Origin of the sequence: Luteibacter sp. E-22, from assembly GCF_049913125.1 — a bacterium.
Taxonomy (GTDB): Bacteria; Pseudomonadota; Gammaproteobacteria; order Xanthomonadales; family Rhodanobacteraceae; genus Luteibacter.
In genome coordinates this window covers 3,748,323-3,770,184 of record NZ_CP183975.1, presented here as the reverse complement: position 1 = coordinate 3,770,184, position 21,862 = coordinate 3,748,323, and the positions used below count along the sequence as shown (strand labels likewise).

The 21,862-nt window shown below is 63.9% G+C and carries 11 protein-coding genes; 4 read left to right on the top strand and 7 right to left on the bottom strand.

Annotated features, from left to right (window positions below):
• Positions 1 to 11 precede the first annotated feature (11 nt).
• The 4 genes from ACN9M2_RS16820 to ACN9M2_RS16805 all read right to left on the bottom strand — a co-directional run bounded on the left by ACN9M2_RS16820 (position 12) and on the right by ACN9M2_RS16805 (position 12,014).
• Positions 12 to 8,975, bottom strand: a complete 8,964-nt coding sequence (locus ACN9M2_RS16820) for a neuraminidase-like domain-containing protein (protein ID WP_426285772.1) — start codon at positions 8,973 to 8,975, stop codon at positions 12 to 14.
• A gap of 102 nt (positions 8,976 to 9,077) precedes the next feature.
• Positions 9,078 to 9,338: a hypothetical protein gene (locus ACN9M2_RS16815; protein WP_426285771.1), complete on the bottom strand. Its 261-nt coding sequence runs from the start codon at positions 9,336 to 9,338 to the stop codon at positions 9,078 to 9,080.
• Between the two features lie 133 nt (positions 9,339 to 9,471).
• Positions 9,472 to 10,827 carry a S41 family peptidase gene (locus ACN9M2_RS16810; protein ID WP_426285770.1) on the bottom strand — a complete coding sequence of 452 codons (1,356 nt, stop codon included), beginning with the start codon at positions 10,825 to 10,827 and terminating at the stop codon, positions 9,472 to 9,474.
• Between the two features lie 14 nt (positions 10,828 to 10,841).
• Positions 10,842 to 12,014, bottom strand: coding sequence for a murein hydrolase activator EnvC family protein (locus ACN9M2_RS16805; RefSeq protein ID WP_426285769.1), 1,173 nt, complete (start codon positions 12,012 to 12,014; stop codon positions 10,842 to 10,844).
• Positions 12,015 to 12,278: 264 nt separating this feature from the next.
• On the opposite strand from ACN9M2_RS16805, the gene gltB reads away from it, so the two are divergent.
• From gltB to ACN9M2_RS16785, 4 genes are all read left to right on the top strand, one after another.
• Positions 12,279 to 16,730 (top strand): glutamate synthase large subunit, encoded by a 4,452-nt coding sequence (gene gltB / locus ACN9M2_RS16800; protein WP_426285768.1) that lies wholly within the window; start codon positions 12,279 to 12,281, stop codon positions 16,728 to 16,730.
• Positions 16,727 to 18,214 (top strand): FAD-dependent oxidoreductase, encoded by a 1,488-nt coding sequence (locus tag ACN9M2_RS16795; protein ID WP_426285767.1) that lies wholly within the window; start codon positions 16,727 to 16,729, stop codon positions 18,212 to 18,214. The genes gltB and ACN9M2_RS16795 overlap by 4 nt, the downstream gene beginning before the upstream one ends.
• Positions 18,215 to 18,592: 378 nt before the next feature.
• Positions 18,593 to 19,354 (top strand): NRDE family protein, encoded by a 762-nt coding sequence (locus tag ACN9M2_RS16790; protein ID WP_426285766.1) that lies wholly within the window; start codon positions 18,593 to 18,595, stop codon positions 19,352 to 19,354.
• 134 nt (positions 19,355 to 19,488) lie between these two features.
• On the top strand, positions 19,489 to 20,283 hold the full coding sequence (locus ACN9M2_RS16785) for an SDR family NAD(P)-dependent oxidoreductase (RefSeq protein ID WP_426285765.1): 795 nt from the start codon (positions 19,489 to 19,491) through the stop codon (positions 20,281 to 20,283).
• A gap of 157 nt (positions 20,284 to 20,440) precedes the next feature.
• On the opposite strand, the gene ACN9M2_RS16780 is transcribed toward ACN9M2_RS16785, so the two are convergent.
• From ACN9M2_RS16780 to ACN9M2_RS16770, 3 genes are read right to left on the bottom strand one after another with little or no spacing between them, the layout of a single operon-like run.
• Positions 20,441 to 20,749 carry a hypothetical protein gene (locus ACN9M2_RS16780; protein ID WP_426285764.1) on the bottom strand — a complete coding sequence of 103 codons (309 nt, stop codon included), beginning with the start codon at positions 20,747 to 20,749 and terminating at the stop codon, positions 20,441 to 20,443.
• Positions 20,746 to 21,138: a YchJ family protein gene (locus ACN9M2_RS16775; RefSeq protein ID WP_426285763.1), complete on the bottom strand. Its 393-nt coding sequence runs from the start codon at positions 21,136 to 21,138 to the stop codon at positions 20,746 to 20,748. Before ACN9M2_RS16775 ends, ACN9M2_RS16780 begins: the two co-directional genes overlap by 4 nt.
• An 18-nt stretch (positions 21,139 to 21,156) precedes the next feature.
• Positions 21,157 to 21,693 (bottom strand): lipocalin family protein, encoded by a 537-nt coding sequence (locus tag ACN9M2_RS16770; protein WP_426285762.1) that lies wholly within the window; start codon positions 21,691 to 21,693, stop codon positions 21,157 to 21,159.
• Positions 21,694 to 21,862: the final 169 nt, after the last annotated feature.

The window sequence follows — 21,862 nt, the reverse complement described above, 5'->3', positions numbered from 1 at the left end:
GTCCGATCCCATTAGTCTGAGGGGATCGTGGAATTCCACTCCGTTACGACCAGGGCATAGCCACCGCCATCCACATCGTTAATCTTCAGGGACAACTTGTCCTGGATGATAACGGGCGTGGCCCACCCTGACCCCATCGCGGTGAGCCTGGTCTCTATTTCAACTGGCGCACTCCGGTCCTGAATCCATCGCACCCTGGTCCATTCCCAGGCGCTAAAGGCGACCACCCCCCGGAATGCATCACGGGCGGCGTTGAACCATCCATCACTGCTCCTGCCGTTCAACAGGGGGTTGAAATAGCAAAATGCGCTGAAAGAATTCGAGTCGCCGATATTGATGCTGAGCGTTCCATACAACTCATCGATAAACTGCACGAGCCGACGCGACAGATCCGGCCTCGCACCGGTATCGCCTTCGATAGTCGGTGGTGCCGGTACCTTCCACGCGGGGCGGGGAGTCGTGAAAAGACGAAAGGCTTTGTACACGACCAGTGGTGACGTGCGATTCATGACGAACCGGTCCTCGACCCCTCGACCGGCAGCACCTCCTGGCTGTACCTCCGAGCCCCGGACCGTCACGGCTGGACTGTCCAGGTCAAAGTATGTCGTGCTGGTTACGACAGGCGCGGGTCGACAGAACACGGCCGCTTCCGTACTCGGGGAGAACACCATCGAGTCATTCAAGGCCGCATCGGCGAGGGGGCGCGCTTTCGCCAAATCGCTACCCGATTGCTTGTCGACATCCTCCCATGTGCGATAGAACTTCTCGATGAGCTTCCGCGCTTCATTGAGTCTTGGCGTGGGTGCGGGCGATAGTCCTACACCAGCAGGTGCCGCCGTCGGCGTTGGCGCTGGAGCTGGTGTGGGTGCCGGCGCTGCGGTCGTAACAGGAGGAGGAGTCGGGCCGCTTCCTGTATTCGCCGCGAGGGCCGAAGTGAGTAAGCCGTCCACCTTTTCCTTGAACTCGGTGCCACCCCAGGCCGAGGAATAATCGAGGTGGATTTCTATGTCCTCGATATCGTTCCGCATGAGCCTGGAATCGTTCCTGTCGCCAGGAAAAACAAGTGTCCAGGATGAAATCGCTCCGGTGCCTTCGAAGGTGCCGTATCGTCCATCGGCATGTTCGGCACGTAGCATGATGGTTTCCATCGGATCGACGTGCGGACGTGGCGATGCGCGCGAGAGCACCATCTGCTGGTCGCCTCGCAGGTCGCGCACGATGGCTTCCATGTTGCCTTTGTCCGGGTCGTAGAGGTACTCCGCACCGTCCGGATCGGGACGATACAGCAACGTGTTGGACGACTGCGTGAGCACGGCGCGTATTTCCGTGTCGGCGTGCAAGACCGCGGCATCCGCCTTGGGCACCAGGACGATGGCGAGATGTCGTATCTGTCGCAGGTAATGACCGGGAAAATCGGCATCGAATAGCTGCGTGTCAAGGGCGAAGTGCAGCTTGCCCGTGTTCAGCTGGTCTTTCAGCGCGCCGCCGAGCAAGGTTCGCAGCGATATCGTCCGGTGTATCTGCAGGCGGCGCACGCGGCGACGCAGGTAAGCCCCTTGCAACGCGTGCAGGTCATTCTGCAGTGCCTCGCCAGCGAACATGCCGCGCCGTGGCCCCTCCCATGCATCCAGGCGCACGTGCCGGCTATCGAAGTCGCCGGTCTCGTAGTGGTAACTGGCTTGGGCATCCAGGCACAGGGCGAGCACGGACTGGTAGGAGGAAGCGAACAACTCGCCAAGGCGACCCAGCATCCAGGTGTAGGTGGAGGCGATGGCAAATCCGGTGGTCTGCACCTCGAATTCGCCGCGCAGGTGATCGCGCCGTTTGATCGCCTCGTTCAGTTCGATGGCTGCCGATTCCGCGCGCGAGATCTGTTCGTCAAGCTGGGAGGTGAGGATGCCGAGGTCATGTTCAGCCTGCGACTTGTTGTATGCCCACTCTTCGTTGCGCCGTTCATAGCTGGCCTCCGCACGCAGGTCTTCCGCGAGCAACCGGGAGCCTTCGGAGGTGACATCGAGAGCCTTGTCGACCGCTTCGGCGGGACCCCAGACCGATTGGCCGCCCACAGCGAATCCAAATATATTCGGAACGGCCTTCAACCCACCGCCAACAGCGATCGGCACGTAGCGCGCGTACTGGGTCAGTACGCCAGTGGCGGCCATGACCGAACCGGCAATCTCCAGGCCGCTGCGGGGGGACATGAGTTGCCCGTCATAGTATTGGATACGAGCCTTGATGGCTTCCTGGGTCAACTGCAGCGAGTTGCGTTCACGTCTCGCCGTCTCGACCGCTTTTCGCCTCAGCGAAATGTCGAAATCGGCCAATGCCAGCAGGTTCCTCTGCCGTTCGACGTCCAGTGCGTTATCCGCTTCGTGTTCGTAGATGCGGAACAGGTAACGACCGAGGTCGGTCAGCCGCTCCACCGCGGCAAGGGCCATGACCATCACCTCACGGAAGCGATACGCGGGCATGGTGCTGAGGGACAGCATGCGCGAGCTGCTTGTCGACCCACGACGACCGCCACCCCATCCGCTCTCCACATCCTCGTCGCCATAACCCAGGTACGGGATGCGCACGCCGTCGATCGTCCGCCCATGGCGCAGGTTGTCGAGGCGCGCCAGCAACAACGAGCGCCGGTCGCGCAGTGCGCGGTTGACCGGTTGAACGAACGACGCCCTGCGGGAGCCCAGCGTGGTCGGTGTCCAAGGCCGCGCCTCGGCGGGTTCCTGGAGCGTGCCGATAAGCTGCAGCGCCTTGTGGTAACAAAGATTGGCTTCCCGCAGGCTGTCGATATTCATCCGGCGGAACTGTTCGTCACCTTCCATGCGCCACAAATCAACCAGGAACGCGTGGATGGCCTTGCGGAAATGGATGGCGTTCTCGTAGCCAGCCAGTTCCGGGGCTTCGCCGGTGTTCCTGGCGCCATCGAGGGAATAAACCAATGGCAGGCAATTCCAGAACGGTATCGGTGCCGTTGTTTCAGTGGTGCGCCCGCGATAGGGATCGAACAGGTAGCGGCTGCACCAACGCCAGGCCTCCCCATATTGGGCCTTTTCGCACAGGCTCCAGGCGACCAGCCAGGGCACATGGAAGAACAGTTCCCAGAAATGCAGGCCGTTGGCACCGCGGAAATCCACGAAACCGCCGCTGCCTCCAGCACGCAAGGTGGGCTCAGGCAGCGTCTGGGCTTCGATCGACAGCACGGCGTCCACCGAGCGCGCCGCGCGGGCGACCAGCTGTTTGCCGAACAAGGTATTCAGGCGAATCGGTGGCAGGTCGGATTCGTCCAGGTCGAGGTATTGCGCTTGTGCACGGTTTCGGCGGAGACGCACCGTCGGCACGCGGTCGTCCGGCAATTGTGTGTTTGCTTCAGTGATATTCGTGAGCGTGTAGGGCGCGGTGATGCGTATCCATTCGTGGTACTCGCCATCCGCGTCGGCCACTGGATCGGCCGTGGTCTTCAGGGCCAGGCGGAAGGTGTAGTCGGTCTTGTCGGCGTCGACAGGAATACGCGCGACGATACGTTTGGTGCCCCGAGTGAAGGCGTCCAGTGTTTCCGTCTTGATCACCACATCGGTGGTGCTGCCCGCGACAAGTTTCGCCAGCCTTCCGAGAAGATCGCGATAGCGGGTATTTTCGCTCGCCGCGAAAAGAACGATTGCCTTGCGCACGTCGTCGGTAAGTTTGGCTCGTGTGTCAGCGAGAAGCGTGCTGCCGAGCGTGTCGGCCACCAATCGGATGAGAGCGTCGCGCAGGGATGATCGGTTCGTCGCCTGTATGGCTTGCAGGAATGGCAAGGACCCTGACAGCGCGCTTTCGTCGGAGGTGCCGTACTCCAGGCCCTCCTTGCGGAGTGCTTCGTAATAGTCTCGGGCGGGGATGCGCCAGGTGTCGGTCAACGCCGGAAGCCATGCAGTCAGGGCGGCACGATCCGTCTCGGATGTCGCCAGTGCATGGAGAGATTGCAGTGCCTGCGATCCTTCGCCGTCAGCGGATTTCAGGTCGGCCAGAAGTGTAGTGTCGGTGGCGGCCACTCCTGTTGCCTTCGCGTTTGCGGTCCGGGTGAGTTCGGCTCGTACCGGGATGGTGATCGCGCGTTCCTGGTCGATGTCGACAGGCTTCGCCTGTAGGGCACAGCGAATGGTCGGACTCTCGGCTACGAAAGCAATAACGGCGTTTCCGTCCTTCAAGTGATTATAAGGTCTAACTTCTTTCAATGCGCCCGGATCTTTCATCACATCGTCAAGGGTTTTGTCGATTTCAATCGACTTGGCTCGGTAGTCAAGACCGGAAACAACTTGTTCAAGAATAAAGATTGCGGTGGATTTCGCATCGCGAGACGATGTTCCGTTGACGGTTTCGCGAACCGAGGAATGCATAGTATTCGACGTAATTTCGATACTGTTGAGTATGATCTTATCGTTGGTCCAGGATTCGGTGCGCACAATGGCTTGTAACTTGCAAATGAAGCCGGTTTTGCCACCGCCATGCATTCCGCCGCGGCCGAGCGGGTATACACGAACGTCAATTGTGCAGTCGATGAGAACGCTGTCGATGTCAGCAACGGATTCGATCTTTCGTTGCGCCATAACTGTCGATCTCCACTCGCCTTCGAAGGTTCCGGTGACCTGGATTTCGCGGCCATCACGTGTCAGCTCGGCCTGTACGTCGACCTTCTCCGGCGTGATCATCACGAATTTCTTGCGCAGTTCAGCGATCCTCGCATCGTCGATCGCCACTACCGGCTTTTCGATGGGAGCCTTCAGTCCGTACTTCGCACCGATATACGGATGCTGCACCACGCGCGGGTCGCGGTAGAGGTTGAACCAGTTGCCGACGAGCCGCTTCTCCAGGGTATCGCCCTTGCTCGTGCCATCCAGGCGTTTCTCGTCGATCAGCAGCAAGTCGCGGACGGCCAGAAAGTAATCCTTGTCTGCGACCCATGTCATTGCTTCGCCGGGTTTTGGCTCGCGCTGGCTGTCGAACAGCATCGTGACCAGATAGGGCTCGGTTTCACGCTGGCCCTTGCGGTTCTCCATGACGATGAGCCCGGGCATGTAGCTGCGCTTGAACAGCTTGTTGCGTTCCTCGTCGTTGGCTGGCTTACGCCGGGCGCCGTCGGCGCCGTAGCCATCAAGGCTGAGCAGGGTGTTCGAGGCGCTCCAGTTGCCGTTGGTATCGAGATAGCTGTAGCACACGCGCATGGCGTAGTACTCGCTGGCGGCGGTCTCGGTGTCGAAGACGATGGCCGAGGTGTCGCGTTCGACCCAGACCAGATACTTGCGACCGTCGATGGTCAGTGGCCGGACGGTCTCGATGGTTTTTCGCGAGTCGTCTTCGTCGTCACGAGCCACAGCCAGCGCAACCCTTGTGGCATCGGCTGTCTTCTCCGCGCTGACGGCGGCGGCTTCGGCTTCCACGGCGGCCTTTTGGGCAGCTGCCGGATCGGCGGCCGTCTTGACGGCGTCGCGTCGTTCCGTGGCCGTCTTCCGTGCGGCTTCCGCTGCGGATATGTCGGCGGCCAATGTCGTGGCCAGTGTCTCGGCGGATTTGAGCGGTTGGGGAATCTTCGTTCGTGCCAGTTCGCCGTTGATCGGAAGGTCGATCTTCTTCCAGCCGCTCCAGGCGAGCATGCCGGTATGGCCATCCGCCGCCTCGACATCCATCCGGGCGGATTGCCAGAAGTACTCATAGGGTTCGATATTGCTTCGACCGACCAGATGGAGTTCGTCCCGGACAGGATCGACGCCGTCGTGATAAGCGGAGATCACCTGGATATTGCTGGTTCGCTCGAAATCCGCGAGGTATCTGAGCAGGGTCGTGTCGATATCGGCGGGTCGGGCCTGTCCCTGCGCCAGTTGTGTTTCCAGGTCGAGGAAGGCGCCCGTCTTGCGTTGGCGGCGCGCGGGATGGATGTGGTTTTCGGGGTACTCCCGCCGTTCCCTGTATTGCCGCCAGTCGACATAGCGGGAACGAAAGGTGCTCCACTGGCGTCGTTCCTCCTTGATGTCCGCATTCGGATTCAGATGCCTTTCCAGGCCGCTGAGCAAACGATGGATATAGAGTTGGAGGCTGTCCAGGGTGGCGGCCAGGCGCGTGGTTTCGGGTTCGGCGCCGACCTCCAGGTCGGTGAGGAGCCAGGCCGAAAGTTCATTGCGATTGGCGAATTTCCGGCCATCGATATCCGTCGAATGGACAAGCAGCCAGGAGACCATGGCATCGCGCCACGCTTCATTGTGCGTGCCCACGATGAGATCGCGCTCGGACGGCTGGCAGGTGGCGAGCAGCAGCTGTGCGGCGGCTTCGATGTCTGCCGGACTGCTTTGAGGTTCCAGCTGACCGAGAGCGAGCATGGCCTCGATCGATATGGCCGTCCGGTCGGCTAGCGCTTGCAAGCGCAGCAGCCAGGCGATGTGGCTGGCAGTCGTCAGGGAACCACCCTGTGGAGGCGGCGAGATCCGGGCGGCGACGGATGCTACGACGGTCTTGTCCACGCCTAGCAACATGGCAAGGCGCGTGGCCGGATCACCCGATGCGCTATCGCCGGTCGTACCCAGGTAGGCGAGCAGATCTTTGCTTGCCTTCTCGGGCTCGATGCCCGAGCGGGCTGCCACGTCACGCACCGTCTTGTTCCACTCGGTAATGCGATGGATGACGATCAGCCCAGGGTTCCGAATGTCGTCGTCGTCAAGGTCGAACCACTCGCGATGGGAGCGCATCGCTTCGAGGACGGGTGCATCGATGGCCAGCCGGGAAACCAGTTGCGATCGCTGGCGCAATGTATCCAGCCATGGGATGGTTTCGCTGCCGGGTGAACCGTTGCCATCGATCAGGGCCAGGATCGATGCCGGCGTCGCGCCGGCCCAGCTGCTCAGGCTTGCGCGCATGTCGGGGTCGGTGACCTCGGGGAGCAGCGCGGCGAGGACTTGCCCGGCGAGGGTGCGCTGGCCGTCGAGTAGCTCGCGAAGACGCTGGCCGATACGGCTTTTCGTCCGCTCAAGCTTGGCGGCAGTCGCTGCGAGGTTGCCGGCGGTCGTATCCTTCACGGCGTCGAGTGCGCTTTCGATTCGCGTGTCCAACGTGGCCTGGTCCAGGTCGAACACACTGTCCTTGAAGATGCCTGTACCCTCGATCAGCGACGACAGTACCGACGTCGGAGAACGTTCGGCACCGTTCGCGAAGGGCATTTCCAGGAAGGCGTCGCGCAGGCGGCCGTCGGTGACGGTTTGCGTCCGGGCGGATAAGTTCGGAATGAGACGGGCGAGGTCGCCTTGCGTGAGACTGCTTGTGCCGAGCAGGTTTCCTATCGACATGGCGTCCAGGCGGTGCCGATGCAGCCAGTCCGAGAAATTCATGAGCGTGACGATCGCATCGACGATGTCGGACTCATCGGTGACCGCATCGACGATGTCGGACTCATCCGTGACCGCATCGTCGGATGCCAGCGTGTCGTCGACCTTGCCGAGCGTCGGTACGCCGGCGAGCTGATCGAAGAGATCGGGGTGCGTCTTTTTGTACAGGCGCAGCAAGGCCAGGCCGTCCTTCTCATCGTGCCCCAGCCAGCGGGGTACCACGACCAGGCGATGACACGCGGAGATCAGCGCCAGATTACGGGAAGGCGCCGTGAGTTCCTGCGCTTCGATGGTCCATTCAAGCAGGACGGACAACGTGTCCGTACCGATTCCCAGGCCGGCACAGAGCTGTTGCCCCGTCGCATCGCCACCATCTATCGCGAACGCCCCGTCGTCCATGGTAAGGGGCGCGGCGGTGCCAGCGAGATCGCTGCCACCGGCCCCGGAGTGGAAGAGCTTGTCGTAGTAGGGGGTGTCGCGTCCGGTTGCGTAGGGAGATATCTCGTCGATAACGGCTGCATAGGCGTCCAGATTTACCTGCCGGCTATCGCGCAGATGGCAATACAGGCCGAGGGCGCGCAAGGCATGGACATCGACCTGAAAGTCCTCGTCGCGGTCCTGGGCGACGAAAATGGCCTGAAGAAGGCGATCGATGGCCGCGAACGACAACCCCATGCCTGCATGAAGGCGAAGCATGGCATCGATGCGTTGAAGGTGGCCAGTACTCAAGTTGTCGATGCGTGTCGTCTTGCTCGTCGCGCTTCCGGCGACCAGCCGCAGCGCGGGCGACTGGCCGCCGTTGACGAAGCACGCGCCGAAAGCGCCGCTATCGGCCAGGCCGCCGGGGTTGCCCGTTTTGCTGACCGTCACGGAGGTGTACGTGCCGCTATCGTCTTTCGGAGCCACGCCATTGACGGCCAGCAATTGCCGCAAGCGTTTGCGGTTCAGGCCGGTAGCGCGCAGGAAGGTGGCCGAGTCAGCCACGGTTTCGACCGTGCTGTCGGCAGGCAACCCCAGGCGCGACCAGAGAACGTTGTCGTCGGTTGCAGGGGCGAGTTGCAGTGCCTGCAATTGCGCAGGTGCCAGGCCCGTGCAAAGTGTCAGTGCATTGCGCATCGACGTAGTGACAACCGCGCGATGGGAGAAATTGGGATAATCCTCGTCGGTCTGGCGCAGCAGTTGCCATGGGAGCTGGCGTTTGCTCCGTAATACCTGGATAACCAGAGCCCAGGCACGATCGAAGGGCAGGTTGGCCGGCGAGGTCGCGGCGGCCATGACGGCTGCGGCTTTCTTGTCGCCGGGATGCGTAAACTCGACCATGGCCTCGAGGCATTCGATGACAAGACTCAATCGTGGAACCCGCCGGTTCAAGGCAGGCTCGTCGAGGAGTAATCCGGGAATGTCCGGGCGTCGATACGCCAGGGGCTTGACCGGCGGGGTGCCGACCGCCGTTTCCAGCCTGCGTACGATGCCGATCAGTGATTCCGCATACGCGAACGGACCGAAGCTGCTTTCGAGTGCTTCATCCGGGCAGCGGTCGATACCCTGGTCGCCGAACAGGCTCGGATAGTCGGCAGTGAAGGTGTTTGCCGGGGACGGCGAGTTTTGCAATGACTGAGACATGGCGAATCCTTTCGCACGGAAACCGGATGACTTCCTCGTCGATCGGTCCTGGGATTCGGGCAGGCGTCGCAAGCATCGAGCCGACGCCTGCCCTCGGCAGGGTTATGGGTCCATGTTCTCGACGATATACTCGGCTGCTTCGCCGATCGTACCTAACGTTCCCAGATCCTTCGGGAACGTCACGGCGTACTTGGCCGCAAGCGTCTTCGCCACATCGTTGACGAGGCTGCTCTTTTCAATAACCAGCGGGGCGATTTCGGTCGAAGCCGTCAACTCGACGCATGCCTTCGCTTCCGTGCCTTGTTTGTTCTTTGCTTCGCGGAGAATGACTTCCAGGATTTCTTCCTTGCTCTGCCTACTCATGGTGTATTCCTCCTTGCAATGATGGAAACGGCGCGTACCGGATTCCTCACGCAGCATTGCGCTTCGCATCGGCCTCTGCCATACGCCATTGGTTGTAGGCGGTCCACGGACGCTTTCGTGGTGGAGAAACGTACTACTTGCTGCTTGCCTGCCGATTAAGCGCCATGCCCTTGAGCACGTTCAGCGCCTGCGACAACGCATAATCCTCGATGGCCAGCTTGCCGTCGTCGTCCGTGGTGTTCTTGTCATCGGCGGCGGCCTTCTCGTTGACGAGATGGTTCGGAAGGTCTGCTTCCGAGCCGATCAGTTGCGGTGGCGTATCGGCCTTGTTCACGGCGAGGTCGGCCAGCGCGATATCCGGTTTGATGCCTTCGGCCTGGATCGATGTGCCATTCGGCGTGTAATAGCGCGCGGTGGTGATCTTCACCGCGTGGTCCTGGTCGAGCGGCAACACGGTCTGCACCACGCCCTTGCCGAAAGTGCGCCTACCCATGATCAGCGCGCGATGGTTGTCCTTCAGTGCGCCGGAGACGATTTCCGCGGCCGAGGCCGTACCATTGTCGGTGAGGATCACCATGGGCGCGCCCTTGAGCAGGTCACCCGGGTGCGCATCGAAGTGCAGGTTGGCGTCGGGCAGGCGGCCCTTGGTGGTGACGATGGTGCCCGAATCGAGGAACGCATCGGCGACACCCACGGCCGTCGTCAGCAGGCCGCCAGGGTTGGACCGCAGGTCGAGCACCGCGCCCTTCGGCGCACCGTTCTTCTTGATGAAGTCGGACAGCTTCTTATCCAGGTCGGAGGCCGTATCCTCCTGGAACTGGCTCAGGCGGATATAGACGTAGCCCGGATCGAGCTGGCGCACCTTCACGCTGGTGACGTTGATACGCTCGCGCACCAGCGGCAGGTCGATCGGCTTGTCGGACTTCTCGTGGAGGATGGTGAGAGTGATCTTGCTGCCGGGGTCGCCGCGCAGCTTCTTGAACGCCTCGTCGATGTTCTGGTTGTCGACCACCATGCCATCGACTTTGAGGATGGTGTCACCGGGCTTGATCCCCGCGCGCGAGGCGGGGGTGTCGTCGATCGGCGAGACGATCTTCAGCATGCCGTCCACCTGCAAGACCTCGATGCCGAGGCCGCCGTACTGGCCCGTGGTGTCCTCGTCCAGTTCGTCGAGGCCCTCCTTGTCGAGGTATTCGCTATGCGGATCGAGGTTCTGCAGCATGCCGCTGATGGCGGCGTTCATGATGGTCTTGTTGTCGAGCTTCTCGACGTAGGCCTGCTGGACGATGTGGTAAACCCGCGTGAAATTGCGGACATCGTCCAGGCTGACCGCATCGTCGGCTTTCTCGACGACGGCCGCGGCGCTGGTCGAGGACGCCGCGGGCGCGTCCGGCTGCTTGATCGGTTTCTGTTGCGCCTGGACGGCGGGGATCGCCACGACGGCGCCGAGTGCCAGCGCGAGGGCGAGGCGAAGGGGGTGCTGACGCATGCCTTTCTCCGGGGTCAATGCCGTTTGCCGAGCCAGCCGCGCGCATCGATGGGCTTGCCACCCTGGCGCAGCTCGAAATAGGCGCCGTTGTCACCGGCGGGCGCCGCGGCGGTTCCGACGGCTTCGCCGGCCTCCACCGTGTCGCCCACGCCGTGCAGCAGCGTTTCGTTGTTGCCGTACATGCTCATGAATCCGTTGCCGTGGTTCACGATGATCATCATGCCGTAGCCGCGCAGGAAGCTGGCGAACACCACACGACCACGCGCGACGGCCTTCACCTCGCTGCCGCGGGGGGCGACGATGATCACGCCGTTGCCGTAGGCATGCACGGGACCGTTGGCCGGCCAGGGCAGGTTGCCGCGCAGGTTGCCCATCGGGGCGCTCGCCGGCGCACCCTTCGGTGCCGGCGCGGGCTCGGCGGCCTTGGCGGCCTCGTCGATCACCTTCTGCAGCCGGGTGACGAGTGCGTTCATGTCCTGCTCGTTCTGTTTCAGGGCGGCCATGCGCTGCGCCTGGTCCTTGTATTTCGAATCCGCTTCGGCGACCAGTTTCTGCTGTTCGGACCGCTGCTTTTCCAGTTCGCCGGCACGCTTCTCGCGCTCGGCACGGGCGGCCTCCAGCTTCTGCTGTTCGGCCGTGATGGCGGCTTCGACCTCTTGCAGGCGGGAAAGATCCGCGAGCAGGCTGCGGATGCGCTCCACGCGGTTCTCCTGAAAATAGCGGGAGTAGGCGAGGGCGCGCGAGATCCGGTTGACGTCCTCGTCGCCCAGGAGCAACTGGAGGTCCGAGCCCCGGCCCAGGGTATAGGTGGCGCGGAGGAGATCCCCGAGCGCGCCCTTCTGTTTGTCCAGGCCTTCCTGGATGCCAGCCCGTTGCTGGTTCAGCTGATCGAGGTCGTGCCGGCGCTGTTCCAGCTCGGCCTCCGTGGCACGGACTGCCTTGGCCGCCGAGGAGACCTGCTCGGCCTGCCTTGCCAGCGCGGCGTTGGCGCTGTCGCGGGCATTGGCCGTCTCCCGCTGCTCGTGGGTGAGCGCGTCGATGTCCTTGCGCACCCCTTCGAGCTTCTGCCGGGCCTCCTCCTGTTGGGCCCGCGCCTTGGCGTCCTGCTCGGCATGGGCCGGCGGGAGGAGGGCGAACGTGGCGAGGGCGAAGACGAAGGCGAGGGGCAGGCGGGGGACTGGGCGCATCGGAGGATTATTACCTATCCCGCGACGACTGGCTGGTATGGCCCACCACCGGCGCCGGGGGCCGTTTCCAGGGATTGGTCTCATGACCACCCCGTAAGTTTTCCGTTCTTATTCTGTTTGGACGTCCGAATGCTTTGACGCAGCGCGGCAATTGTGACTAAAGTGGGACGCATGTCCTTAGCGCGCACGTGAAGGGCGGCCGTTCCAGGTCGCGGGGCCCGATGCGCGCCATACCCAGCAAAACCAACAGCCACGAGGAGGCGGATGGTGAAGCAAGGCATTCCGCGCCTCTATGACGAGGCGTTCGAACACGACAGCTGTGGCTTCGGTATCGTCGCGCAGATAGACGGCCACGCGAGCGCCACCCTGGTCGATACCGCGTTTTCCGCCCTGGCCAAGCTTTCCCACCGCGGTGGCGTGAACGCCGACGGTATCAGCGGCGACGGTTGCGGCGTTCTGATCCGCCATCCGGTGGAATGGCTGCGCGCCCTGGCGGGTGAAGCCGGCATTTTGCTCGCCACGCATTTCGCCAGTGGCGTGGTTTTCCTCGATCCCAACGGTGACGAGGCGGCGGCACGGGTGCTCGAGGCAGAACTGGCCGAGGTGAATCTCCGTGTGGCGGGCTGGCGCGATGTCGCCGTCGATGCCGCCGCATGCGGCCCCCTGGCCGCTTCGTCGATGCCGCGCGTACGCCAGGTATTCGTCGACGCGCCGGGCGATCTCGCCCCGGCAGCGTTCGAGGCCGCCTTGTTCCGTGCACGCCGGCGCGCCGAATTGAAACTCGCCGACGACAAGCAGTTCTATGTGGTGTCGCTCTCGGGCGAGGTGGTCGCCTATAAGGCGATGGCCGCACCCGGCCACCTGCGTGATGTCTACCCTGACCTCAAGCACCCGGCCCTGGTCGCCGACGCGGTGGTCTTCCACCAGCGTTTCTCCACCAACACCTCGCCGCAGTGGCGCCTCGCCCAGCCGTTCCGGTTCCTGGCGCACAACGGCGAGATCAACACGATCCGGGCCAACCGCCGCTGGATGCAGGCGCGCACGTCGGTGATGCGTTCGGAGTTGGTCGACCTGTCGGACATCGGGCCGTTGGTGCGGCAGAGCGGCTCGGATTCCGAGAGCCTCGACAACGCCCTGGAAGTACTGCTGATGGGCGGCATGGACCTGCTCACCGCCATGCGCGTGCTGGTGCCGCCGGCTTATAGCGCGCGCGAGGACATCGACGAGGATCTCGCGGCGTTCTACGAGTATTACGCGTTGCACAGCGAGCCGTGGGATGGCCCCGCCGGGCTGGTGATGTGCGATGGGCGCTATGCCGCCTGTACGCTCGACCGCAACGGGCTGCGCCCGGCGCGCTGGGCGTTGTCGGACGACAACCACCTCATCGTCGCTTCGGAAGCGGGTCTTTGGGATGTGCCGTCGTCGCGCATCGTGGCCAAGGGCCGCCTCGCCCCGGGCGAGATGATCGCGGTGGATTTCCGCGAGCACCGTCTGTTGCGCAATGCCGATATCGACGCGATCAATCGTGCCCGCGCGCCGTTCCGCGACTGGCTGCGCGATGGCGTCACCTATCTCGAATCCGACCTCATCGATCCGAGCCTCGCCGCCGAGCCGCTGCCGGCGGACGAACTGCGCCGGTACCAGAAGCTCTACGGCCTTTCGCGCGAAGAATGCGAATCGGTGTTGAAGGTGCTGGCCGAGACCGAAGCCGAAGCCACCGGCTCCATGGGCGACGACACGCCGATGGCGGTGCTCTCGCGGCAGATCCGGCCACTTTTCGACCGTTTCCGCCAGGGCTTCGCCCAGGTCACCAACCCGCCCATCGACCCGTTGCGCGAGCGCCTGGTCATGTCGCTGGTGACGCAGATCGGGCAGGAGCGGAACATCTTCGACCTCGGTCCCGAAAACGCGAAACAGATCCTGCTGAACTCGCCGATCCTCTCGCAGCGCAAGTTGCGGCAGATCCTCGCCAATCCCGACTACGCCGACACGCCGCGCTTCGACCTCATGTATGGCGCCGACGAGACGCTGGAGCAGGCTCTCCTGCGTATCTGCGACGCCGCCGAGGCGGCCGTGCGCGGTGGCGTGAGAATCGTTTTCCTCAGTGATCGTTACCCGCGCCGCGACATGCTGCCGATCCATTCGTTGCTCGCCACGGGCGCGGTGCATGCGCGACTGGTCGACAAAGGCCTGCGTTGCCAGTGCAACATCATGGTCGAGACGGCCACGCCACGCGATCCACACCACTTCGCCTGCCTGATCGGATTCGGCGCCACCGCGATCTATCCGTGGCTGGCCTACCAGAGCCTGTTCGACATGGGGCGCAGCGGACATATCCGCAACGGTGAGGGCGCGCCGCGCGAGATCGGCCGCAACTACCGTCGCGGCATCCGCAAGGGCCTGTTGAAGATTCTGTCCAAGATGGGCATCTCGACGGTCGCGGGCTACCGTGGCGCGCAGCTGTTCGAGATCGTCGGTCTCTCGCCGGACGTGGTGTCGCTTTGTTTCCCCGGTACGCCATCGCGTATCGGTGGTTCCACCTTCGCCGACCTCGAACACGAGCAGCGCCTGCTCGCGGCGGAGGCATGGGACGAGGCGCAGGCGCTGCGTGCGGGCGGCTTGTTCAAGTATGTGCACGGTGGCGAGTTCCACATGTACAACCCCGATGTGATCGCCAGCCTGCAGGTGGCGGTGCGCACGGGCGAGTGGTCGGACTACGAGAAATACGCGCACTACGTGGACGCCCGCCCACCGTCGGCGTTGCGCGATCTGCTGGTGCCGCGCGAGACCACGCCGATTCCGCTCGACGAGGTCGAGCCGGTGGAGGCCATCCTCAAGCGCTTCGATTCCGCCGGCATGTCGCTCGGTGCGTTGTCGCCGGAGGCGCACGAAGCGTTGGCTATTGCGATGAACCGCCTTGGCGCGCGAAGCAACTCGGGTGAAGGCGGCGAAGATCCCTCGCGCTACGGCACCGACCGCGCGTCGAAGATCAAGCAGGTGGCGTCGGGTCGTTTCGGCGTGACGCCGGCGTATCTCGTGAATGCGGAAGTGTTGCAGATCAAGATCGCCCAGGGCGCCAAGCCGGGCGAGGGCGGCCAGCTACCCGGCCACAAGGTGGACGCGACGATCGCCCGGCTGCGTTACGCCAAGCCGGGCATCGGCCTCATTTCGCCGCCGCCGCACCACGACATCTATTCGATCGAAGACCTCGCCCAGCTGATCCACGACCTGAAGGAAGTGAATCCCCAGGCACTGATTTCGGTGAAGCTGGTTTCGCACGCGGGCGTCGGTACCGTCGCCGCCGGCGTGGTGAAAGCGGGTGCGGATCTCATCACGGTCTCCGGTCACGACGGCGGTACCGGCGCCAGTCCGCTCACCTCGATCAAGTACGCGGGTACCCCATGGGAACTGGGTCTTGCGGAAACGCAGCAGACCCTTCGTCTCAACGACCTGCGTGGTCGCGTACGCCTGCAGACCGACGGCGGCCTGAAGACCGGCCTCGATGTGATCAAGGCGGCAATGCTGGGCGCCGAGAGTTTCGGTTTCGGCACCGGCCCCATGGTGGCGCTGGGCTGCAAGTACTTGCGCATCTGTCACCTGAACAACTGCGCCACCGGCGTGGCTACCCAGCATCCGGTGCTTCGCCAGAAGCACTTCCTCGGTTTGCCCGACATGGTGATGAACTACTTCCGTTTCATCGCGGAAGATGTGCGCCGTCACCTCGCGCGCCTCGGCGTCCGCTCGCTTGGCGAGTTGATCGGACAAAGTGGCCGGCTGGAACAGCACGACGGTGTCACCGCCGTGCAGGAACGTCTCGACCTGGCACCGCTGATCGCCGAAGACGGGCTGGGCGAGCAGGTCGACTTCGCCTGCACGCTCGCCCGTAATCCCATGCGCGATCCCGCTTCGCTGGCCAATCGCATCACCGCGGACACGCGCCTCGCCGTGGCCGATCGCCTGGGTGGCACGTTCCGCTATCCCATCGTCAACACCGACCGCGCCATCGGCGCTCGTCTGTCTGGCGATGTGGCACGCCGCTGGGGCGACGCCGGTATGGCCGACAAGCCCATCAACCTGCATCTTTCGGGGGCGGCGGGCCAGAGCCTGGGCGCGTGGAATGCGGGCGGCGTGCATATCGATCTCGTCGGCGAAGCTAACGATGGCGTCGGCAAGGGCATGGCCGGTGGCCGTCTGGTCATCCGTCCGCCGGCGGATTCGCCGTTCGCCAGCCAGGACGCCTCGATCATCGGCAACACCTGCCTGTACGGCGCGACGGGTGGCGAGTTGTTCGCCGCGGGCCAGGCCGGCGAGCGATTCGCCGTGCGCAACTCCGGCGCGCTGGCCGTGGTGGAAGGCGCCGGCGACCACTGCTGCGAATACATGACGGGCGGCGTAGTGGCCGTGCTCGGTCACACCGGCCTCAATTTCGGCGCGGGCATGACCGGCGGTTTCGCCTATGTGCTCGACCTCGAACGCAGCTTCGTCGATTGCTACAACCACGAACTCGTCGACATCGTGCGCATCTCGCACGAAGGCATGGAACACTACATGCAGCACCTGCGCCAACTCATCGCCCGCCATGCCGAACTCACTGGCAGCGCCTGGGGTCATCGCGTGCTCGGCGACTTCCGCGGTCTGTTGCAGCGTTTCTGGCTGGTGAAGCCGAAGGCGGCAAGTCTCGATGCGCTGGCCGAAGAATTGCGGAGTGCCGCATGAGCGCGAAGGACTTCCGCTTCCTGGAAATACCCCGGCAGACGCCGCGCACGGTGCCGGTCGCGGTGCGCGTGCTCGGTTACGGCGAGATCTCCGGCGACTTCGCACCGACGGAAGCCGCATCGCAATCGGAGCGTTGCATCGATTGCGGCAACCCGTATTGCGAGCACGCTTGCCCGGTCCATAACTACATCCCGAATTGGCTGAAGCTGGTGCAGGATGGCCGCCTTTTCGAAGCGGCCACGCTCATGCACGAGACCAATCCGTTGCCGGAGATCTGCGGCCGCGTGTGCCCGCAGGATCGCCTGTGCGAGGGCGCGTGCACGTTGGAGCAGGGAGATTTCGGTGCCGTGACAATCGGCAGCGTCGAACGCTGGGCCACCGACGAAGCCATCCGTCAAGGCTGGCGCCCCGATCTTTCCCGGGTGCGCGAGACCGGCGCCCGGGTCGCCGTGGTTGGTGCGGGCCCCGCCGGGCTTGCCTGCGCGGATCGTCTGCGCCTGGCTGGCATCGGCGCGGACGTCTTCGACCGCCAGCACGAGATCGGAGGCTTGCTCACGTTCGGCATTCCTCCGTTCAAGCTCGACAAGTCGGTGGTGCGGACGCGGCGCATGGTGCTCGAAGGCATGGGCGTGCGTTTCCATCTCGGCGTCGAGATCGGCCGCGATATCGAATTCGACGAATTGCTCGCGGATTACGATGCCGTGTTCGTCGGCACCGGTGCCTATACCTTCGTGGACGGCGAACTCGACGGTCGTGACCTGCGGGGCGTGCACGATGCGCTTCCTTTCCTCATCGCCAACACGGAGCGCCTGTTGCACGACGAGATGCCTGCGCCGGAATACGATCTCGCGGGCAAGCACGTGGTGGTGCTGGGTGGTGGCGATACCGGCATGGACTGCAACCGAACGGCGATCCGCCTCGGTGCGGCGTCGGTTACCTGCGTTTATCGCCGCGACGAGCCGAGCATGCCCGGATCGCGCCGTGAAGTCGGCTATAGCCGCGAGGAAGGCGTGCGTTTCCTGTTCCAGCGTCAGCCTATCGCGCTGGTGGGTGAGGAAGGCAAGGTAAGCGCCGTGCGCGTGGTCGAGACCCAACTCGTCGACGATGGCGATGGACGTCCGCGCCCGCGTAACGTCGAAGGCAGCGAGACCGACCTGCGCGCCGACGTGGTGATCCAGGCCTTCGGTTTCCAACCGAGCCCGCCCGACTGGTGCGACGCCTTCGGCATCGAGCGCGACCGCAGCGGCCGCATCGTCGCCGGCGGCGAAGGCCGCCTGCCGCTGCAAACGAGCAACCCGCGCGTCTTCGCCGGTGGCGACAACGTACGCGGTGCGGACCTCGTCGTCCGCGCCGTCTTCGACGGCCGCGAAGCCGCCGCCTCGATCGTCCGCATGCTGGCGACGAAGAAGACGGAAGCCAAGGTCCTCAGAGACCCGGTGAGAGCCGACCTTGTCGGCGATCCCGCTGCAGCGGGCCAGGTCTAGGCAAGCACCATCGCCGGCATAGCCGGCTCCCACAGGGTGGCGGTCTCAGTTTTCGTTCCCTCGAAGCCGAGGCCCCCAAAAACCTGGTGGGAGCCGACTTTGTCGGCGATCCCGCGGCAGCGGGCCAGGTCTAGGCAAGCACCATCGCCGGCATAGCCGGCTCCCACAGGGTGGCGGTCTCAGTTTTCGTTCCCCCGAAGCCGAGACCTCCAAAAACCTGGTGGGAGCCGACCTTGTCGGCGATCCCGCGGCAGCGGGCCAGGTCTAGGCAAGCACCATCGCCGGCATAGCCGGCTCCCACCAAGGCTGCGCCCCCCAATTCCCGAACGGCGGCGCGAGAGCGCACAATAAGCCGATGCTCCCCCGAGCCCATTCCCTATGTGCCTGATCGCCTTCGCCTGGCGCGCCCATCCGCGCTGGCGCCTTGTCCTCGTCGGCAACCGCGACGAATTCCATGTCCGGCCCACCGCACCGCTCGCCCCCTGGGATGAAGCGCCGCAAATCCTCGCGGGACGCGACCTCGAGGCCGGCGGTACGTGGGCCGGCGTGGGGGCGCAGGGACGAGCGAGTGTGATCACCAACGTGCGCGACATGTCCGCCGACCACAGCGGTCTTTCGCGCGGCCTGCTCGTTGCCGACTACCTCGGTTCGACGCTCCCGGCACGCGCGCACGCGATCGAGTTGATGGCCAGCGCCAAGGACTATCGCCCGTTCAACCTGCTGACCTTCGACCGTGACGACGCGTACTACCTGGGCAACCACCCGAACGCGCGTGCACAACCTGTCGAGACTGGCGTTCACGGGCTGAGCAATGCCGACTTCAACGCCCCATGGCCAAAAACACGCGCCCTGGTCAATCGCCTGGAAGAGTGGCTGAAGGAAGGCAAGGAAGACGACATCGACGCCCTGTTCGCCATGCTCTCCGACCAGGGCCAGTGGCCGGACGATCTGCTACCCGATACGGGCATCGGTATCGAACGCGAGCGTTTCCTTTCGAGCGCCTTCATCGTCGGCGAGAACTACGGCACTCGCGCCAGCACGGTGATCCTCGTCGATCACGAGGATCGTACCCTGATCGCCGAACGGCGCTTCGGGCCCCACGGCGTCCCGGCGGGCGAGACCCGCCTTTCCTTCACCTAGGTCGTTCGGCCCGACCGTTCTTGGCTTTCAGGCGAGAGTCTTTTGCCTTCCAGGCGATTGAATCGCCCGGCGCATGCCCCGACGATGTCCGGGTACGCGAAGCCGCGTCCCTCGATCAACCCTCCGGAGTCACCATGAATATCGACCTCAGCAAGCGCAGCGCCATCGTCAGTGGTTCCACCGCCGGTATCGGCCTCGCCATCGCCACCGGCCTCGCCGCCGCCGGCGCATCCGTCGTCGTCACCGGCCGCACGCAAGCCCGCGTCGACGAAGCCATCGCCTCCGTGAAGAAGGCCGTTCCCGGTGCGAAGGTGAGCGGCGTCGCCGCCGATCTCGGCACGGCCGAAGGCGCCGCCGTACTCATCAAGGCGGTGCCCGACACCGACATCCTCGTGAACAACCTGGGCATCTTCGAGCCGAAGGATTTCTTCGATATCGACGACGCGGAGTGGACGCGCTTCTTCGAGGTGAACGTCACTTCGGGTGTGCGCCTGTCGCGCCACTACGCCAAGGGCATGGCCCAACGTGGCTGGGGTCGCGTGCAGTTCATTTCCAGCGAATCGGGCGTCCAGGTCCCCGCCGAGATGGTCCACTACGGCGTGACCAAGACCGCCCAGCTCGGCGTCTCGCGTGGTTTGGCCGAAGTGCTTTCGGGTACCGGCGTAACCGTGAATGCGATTCTTCCGGGACCGACCTTGTCCGAAGGCGTGAGCGAGTTCTTCGGCAAGATCGCGCAGAGCCAGGGCAAGAGCCTCGACGAGGTCGAGCGCGACTTCATCCAGACCCACCGCCCGACGTCGCTCATCAAGCGTCTGTTGAGCGTCGAGGAAGTGGCCAACGTCTCCGTCTATCTCGCTTCCGAGCAAGCCTCCGGCACCACCGGCGCCTCGATCCGCGTCGACGGCGGCGTCACCCGCTCCATCATCTGATCGAGGCCGAGTCGAATGGGAGCCGCGTAATAGCTTGTGTGGGAGCCGACTCTGTCGGCGATGGGCGCTTGCGGCAACCTGGCCCGTTGCCGCGGATCGCCGACAAGGTCGGCTCCCACCACAAGTGGCTACCACACAGGCTCCCACCAAACACCACTCAATCGCCCAGCTGACAGATGATCCGCGCAAAGGCACTGTCGCCACGTTGAAATTCCGGCCGCGGCGAATGAAACCGTTGCTCGCTCAGTGTCACCGAAGTCACTCGATCCATCCGGAAGAACTTCCATCCGGCGGACGCGCCCGAGGCGCTTCCGCCGGACACCTGGTAAGCACTCAACAATCGGTCGCCCGCGTGGTCGTCGCCATACACATGCGGTTGCACCAGCCGCGCCGCACCTCCGTATTCCACGAGCAACAACCGCATCGACGCAATGGCCTCGCAAATCGTCGGCTCGAAGCGTTTCACGACACGTCCCCGTCCACATAGAACCAGCGCCCGTCCTCACGCACGAACCGGCTGGTTTCATGCATGCGCTCCGCGCTGCCACCACCCATCCGCAACCGCGCGACGAACTCGACGACGGCCGTGTCCGGTGTGGGATTCTCATGATGTTTGACGGTCAAGCCAAGCCAGGTGGGCTTCGGTGCCTGCGTGGTCAGACCAAGCGCCTTCGGCCGCGTACTGTCGTGCCATGTATCGAGCAGGTAGGTTTCCAGGCCGAGCACATAGGCGCTGTAGCGCGACCGCATGAGTGCTTCGGCCGTGGGTGCGGGTTCGCCTGCGTGCCATCGGCCGCAGCAGGTCGCGTAATCGCTACGTCCACAAGGACAGGGATTTATCGAGATCTTAGCCATGGTATGTCTTCGGTTGTCCTAGATAACCTCGCCCGACACGATCAACCCCGACAAGTCATACCCCATCGCCACGGCTCGCGCCTTCAACATCTCGAACGTCTTCCGATCCAGCGAGGGCTGCCGCGAGAGTATCCAGAGGTACTTTCGCCCCGGTTGCCCGACCATGGCCCACTGGTAGTCATCGCTCAACGCCACCACCCAATAGTCCGCCCAGGCCAGCGGTAGCCACGACAACCATTTCGGCGCGAAGCGCACTTCCAGCTTGCCCTGGGCGAAGGGTTCGGGACGACGAGCAACGCCGTCGCTCGCGATGGTCGCGCCTTCGGCGGTGACGCATTCGTTGTGCACTGCAACGGTGCCGTCGGGCTGGGGCACGTAGCGTGCGGTGACGGGCCCCGTGCACTTGCGCTGGAAATACATCGGCAGCCGGGCGATCTCGTGCCATGTTCCGGCGTAGCGCGCCAGGTCGAGGTGGGCGACGGCGGTTACCGGGGTGGTCGCGACGATGGTGGGCGTGGCCATGGAGCCGATCAAGGCGACGAGTGCGGTGCGCATGGCTGGATTCCTTCGGGACGACCCCCTACGATGCCCATGGGGAGTGAACGTCGTTTGAACCACGCTGTGCCGGGGCATGCCATCGCATGGACAGGAATCCACCTCTCGTCCGCAGACCGCTGCTGAGGCGGTTGCGGGAGCGTCTTGTCGCCCGGGTGGCGGTCCGCTT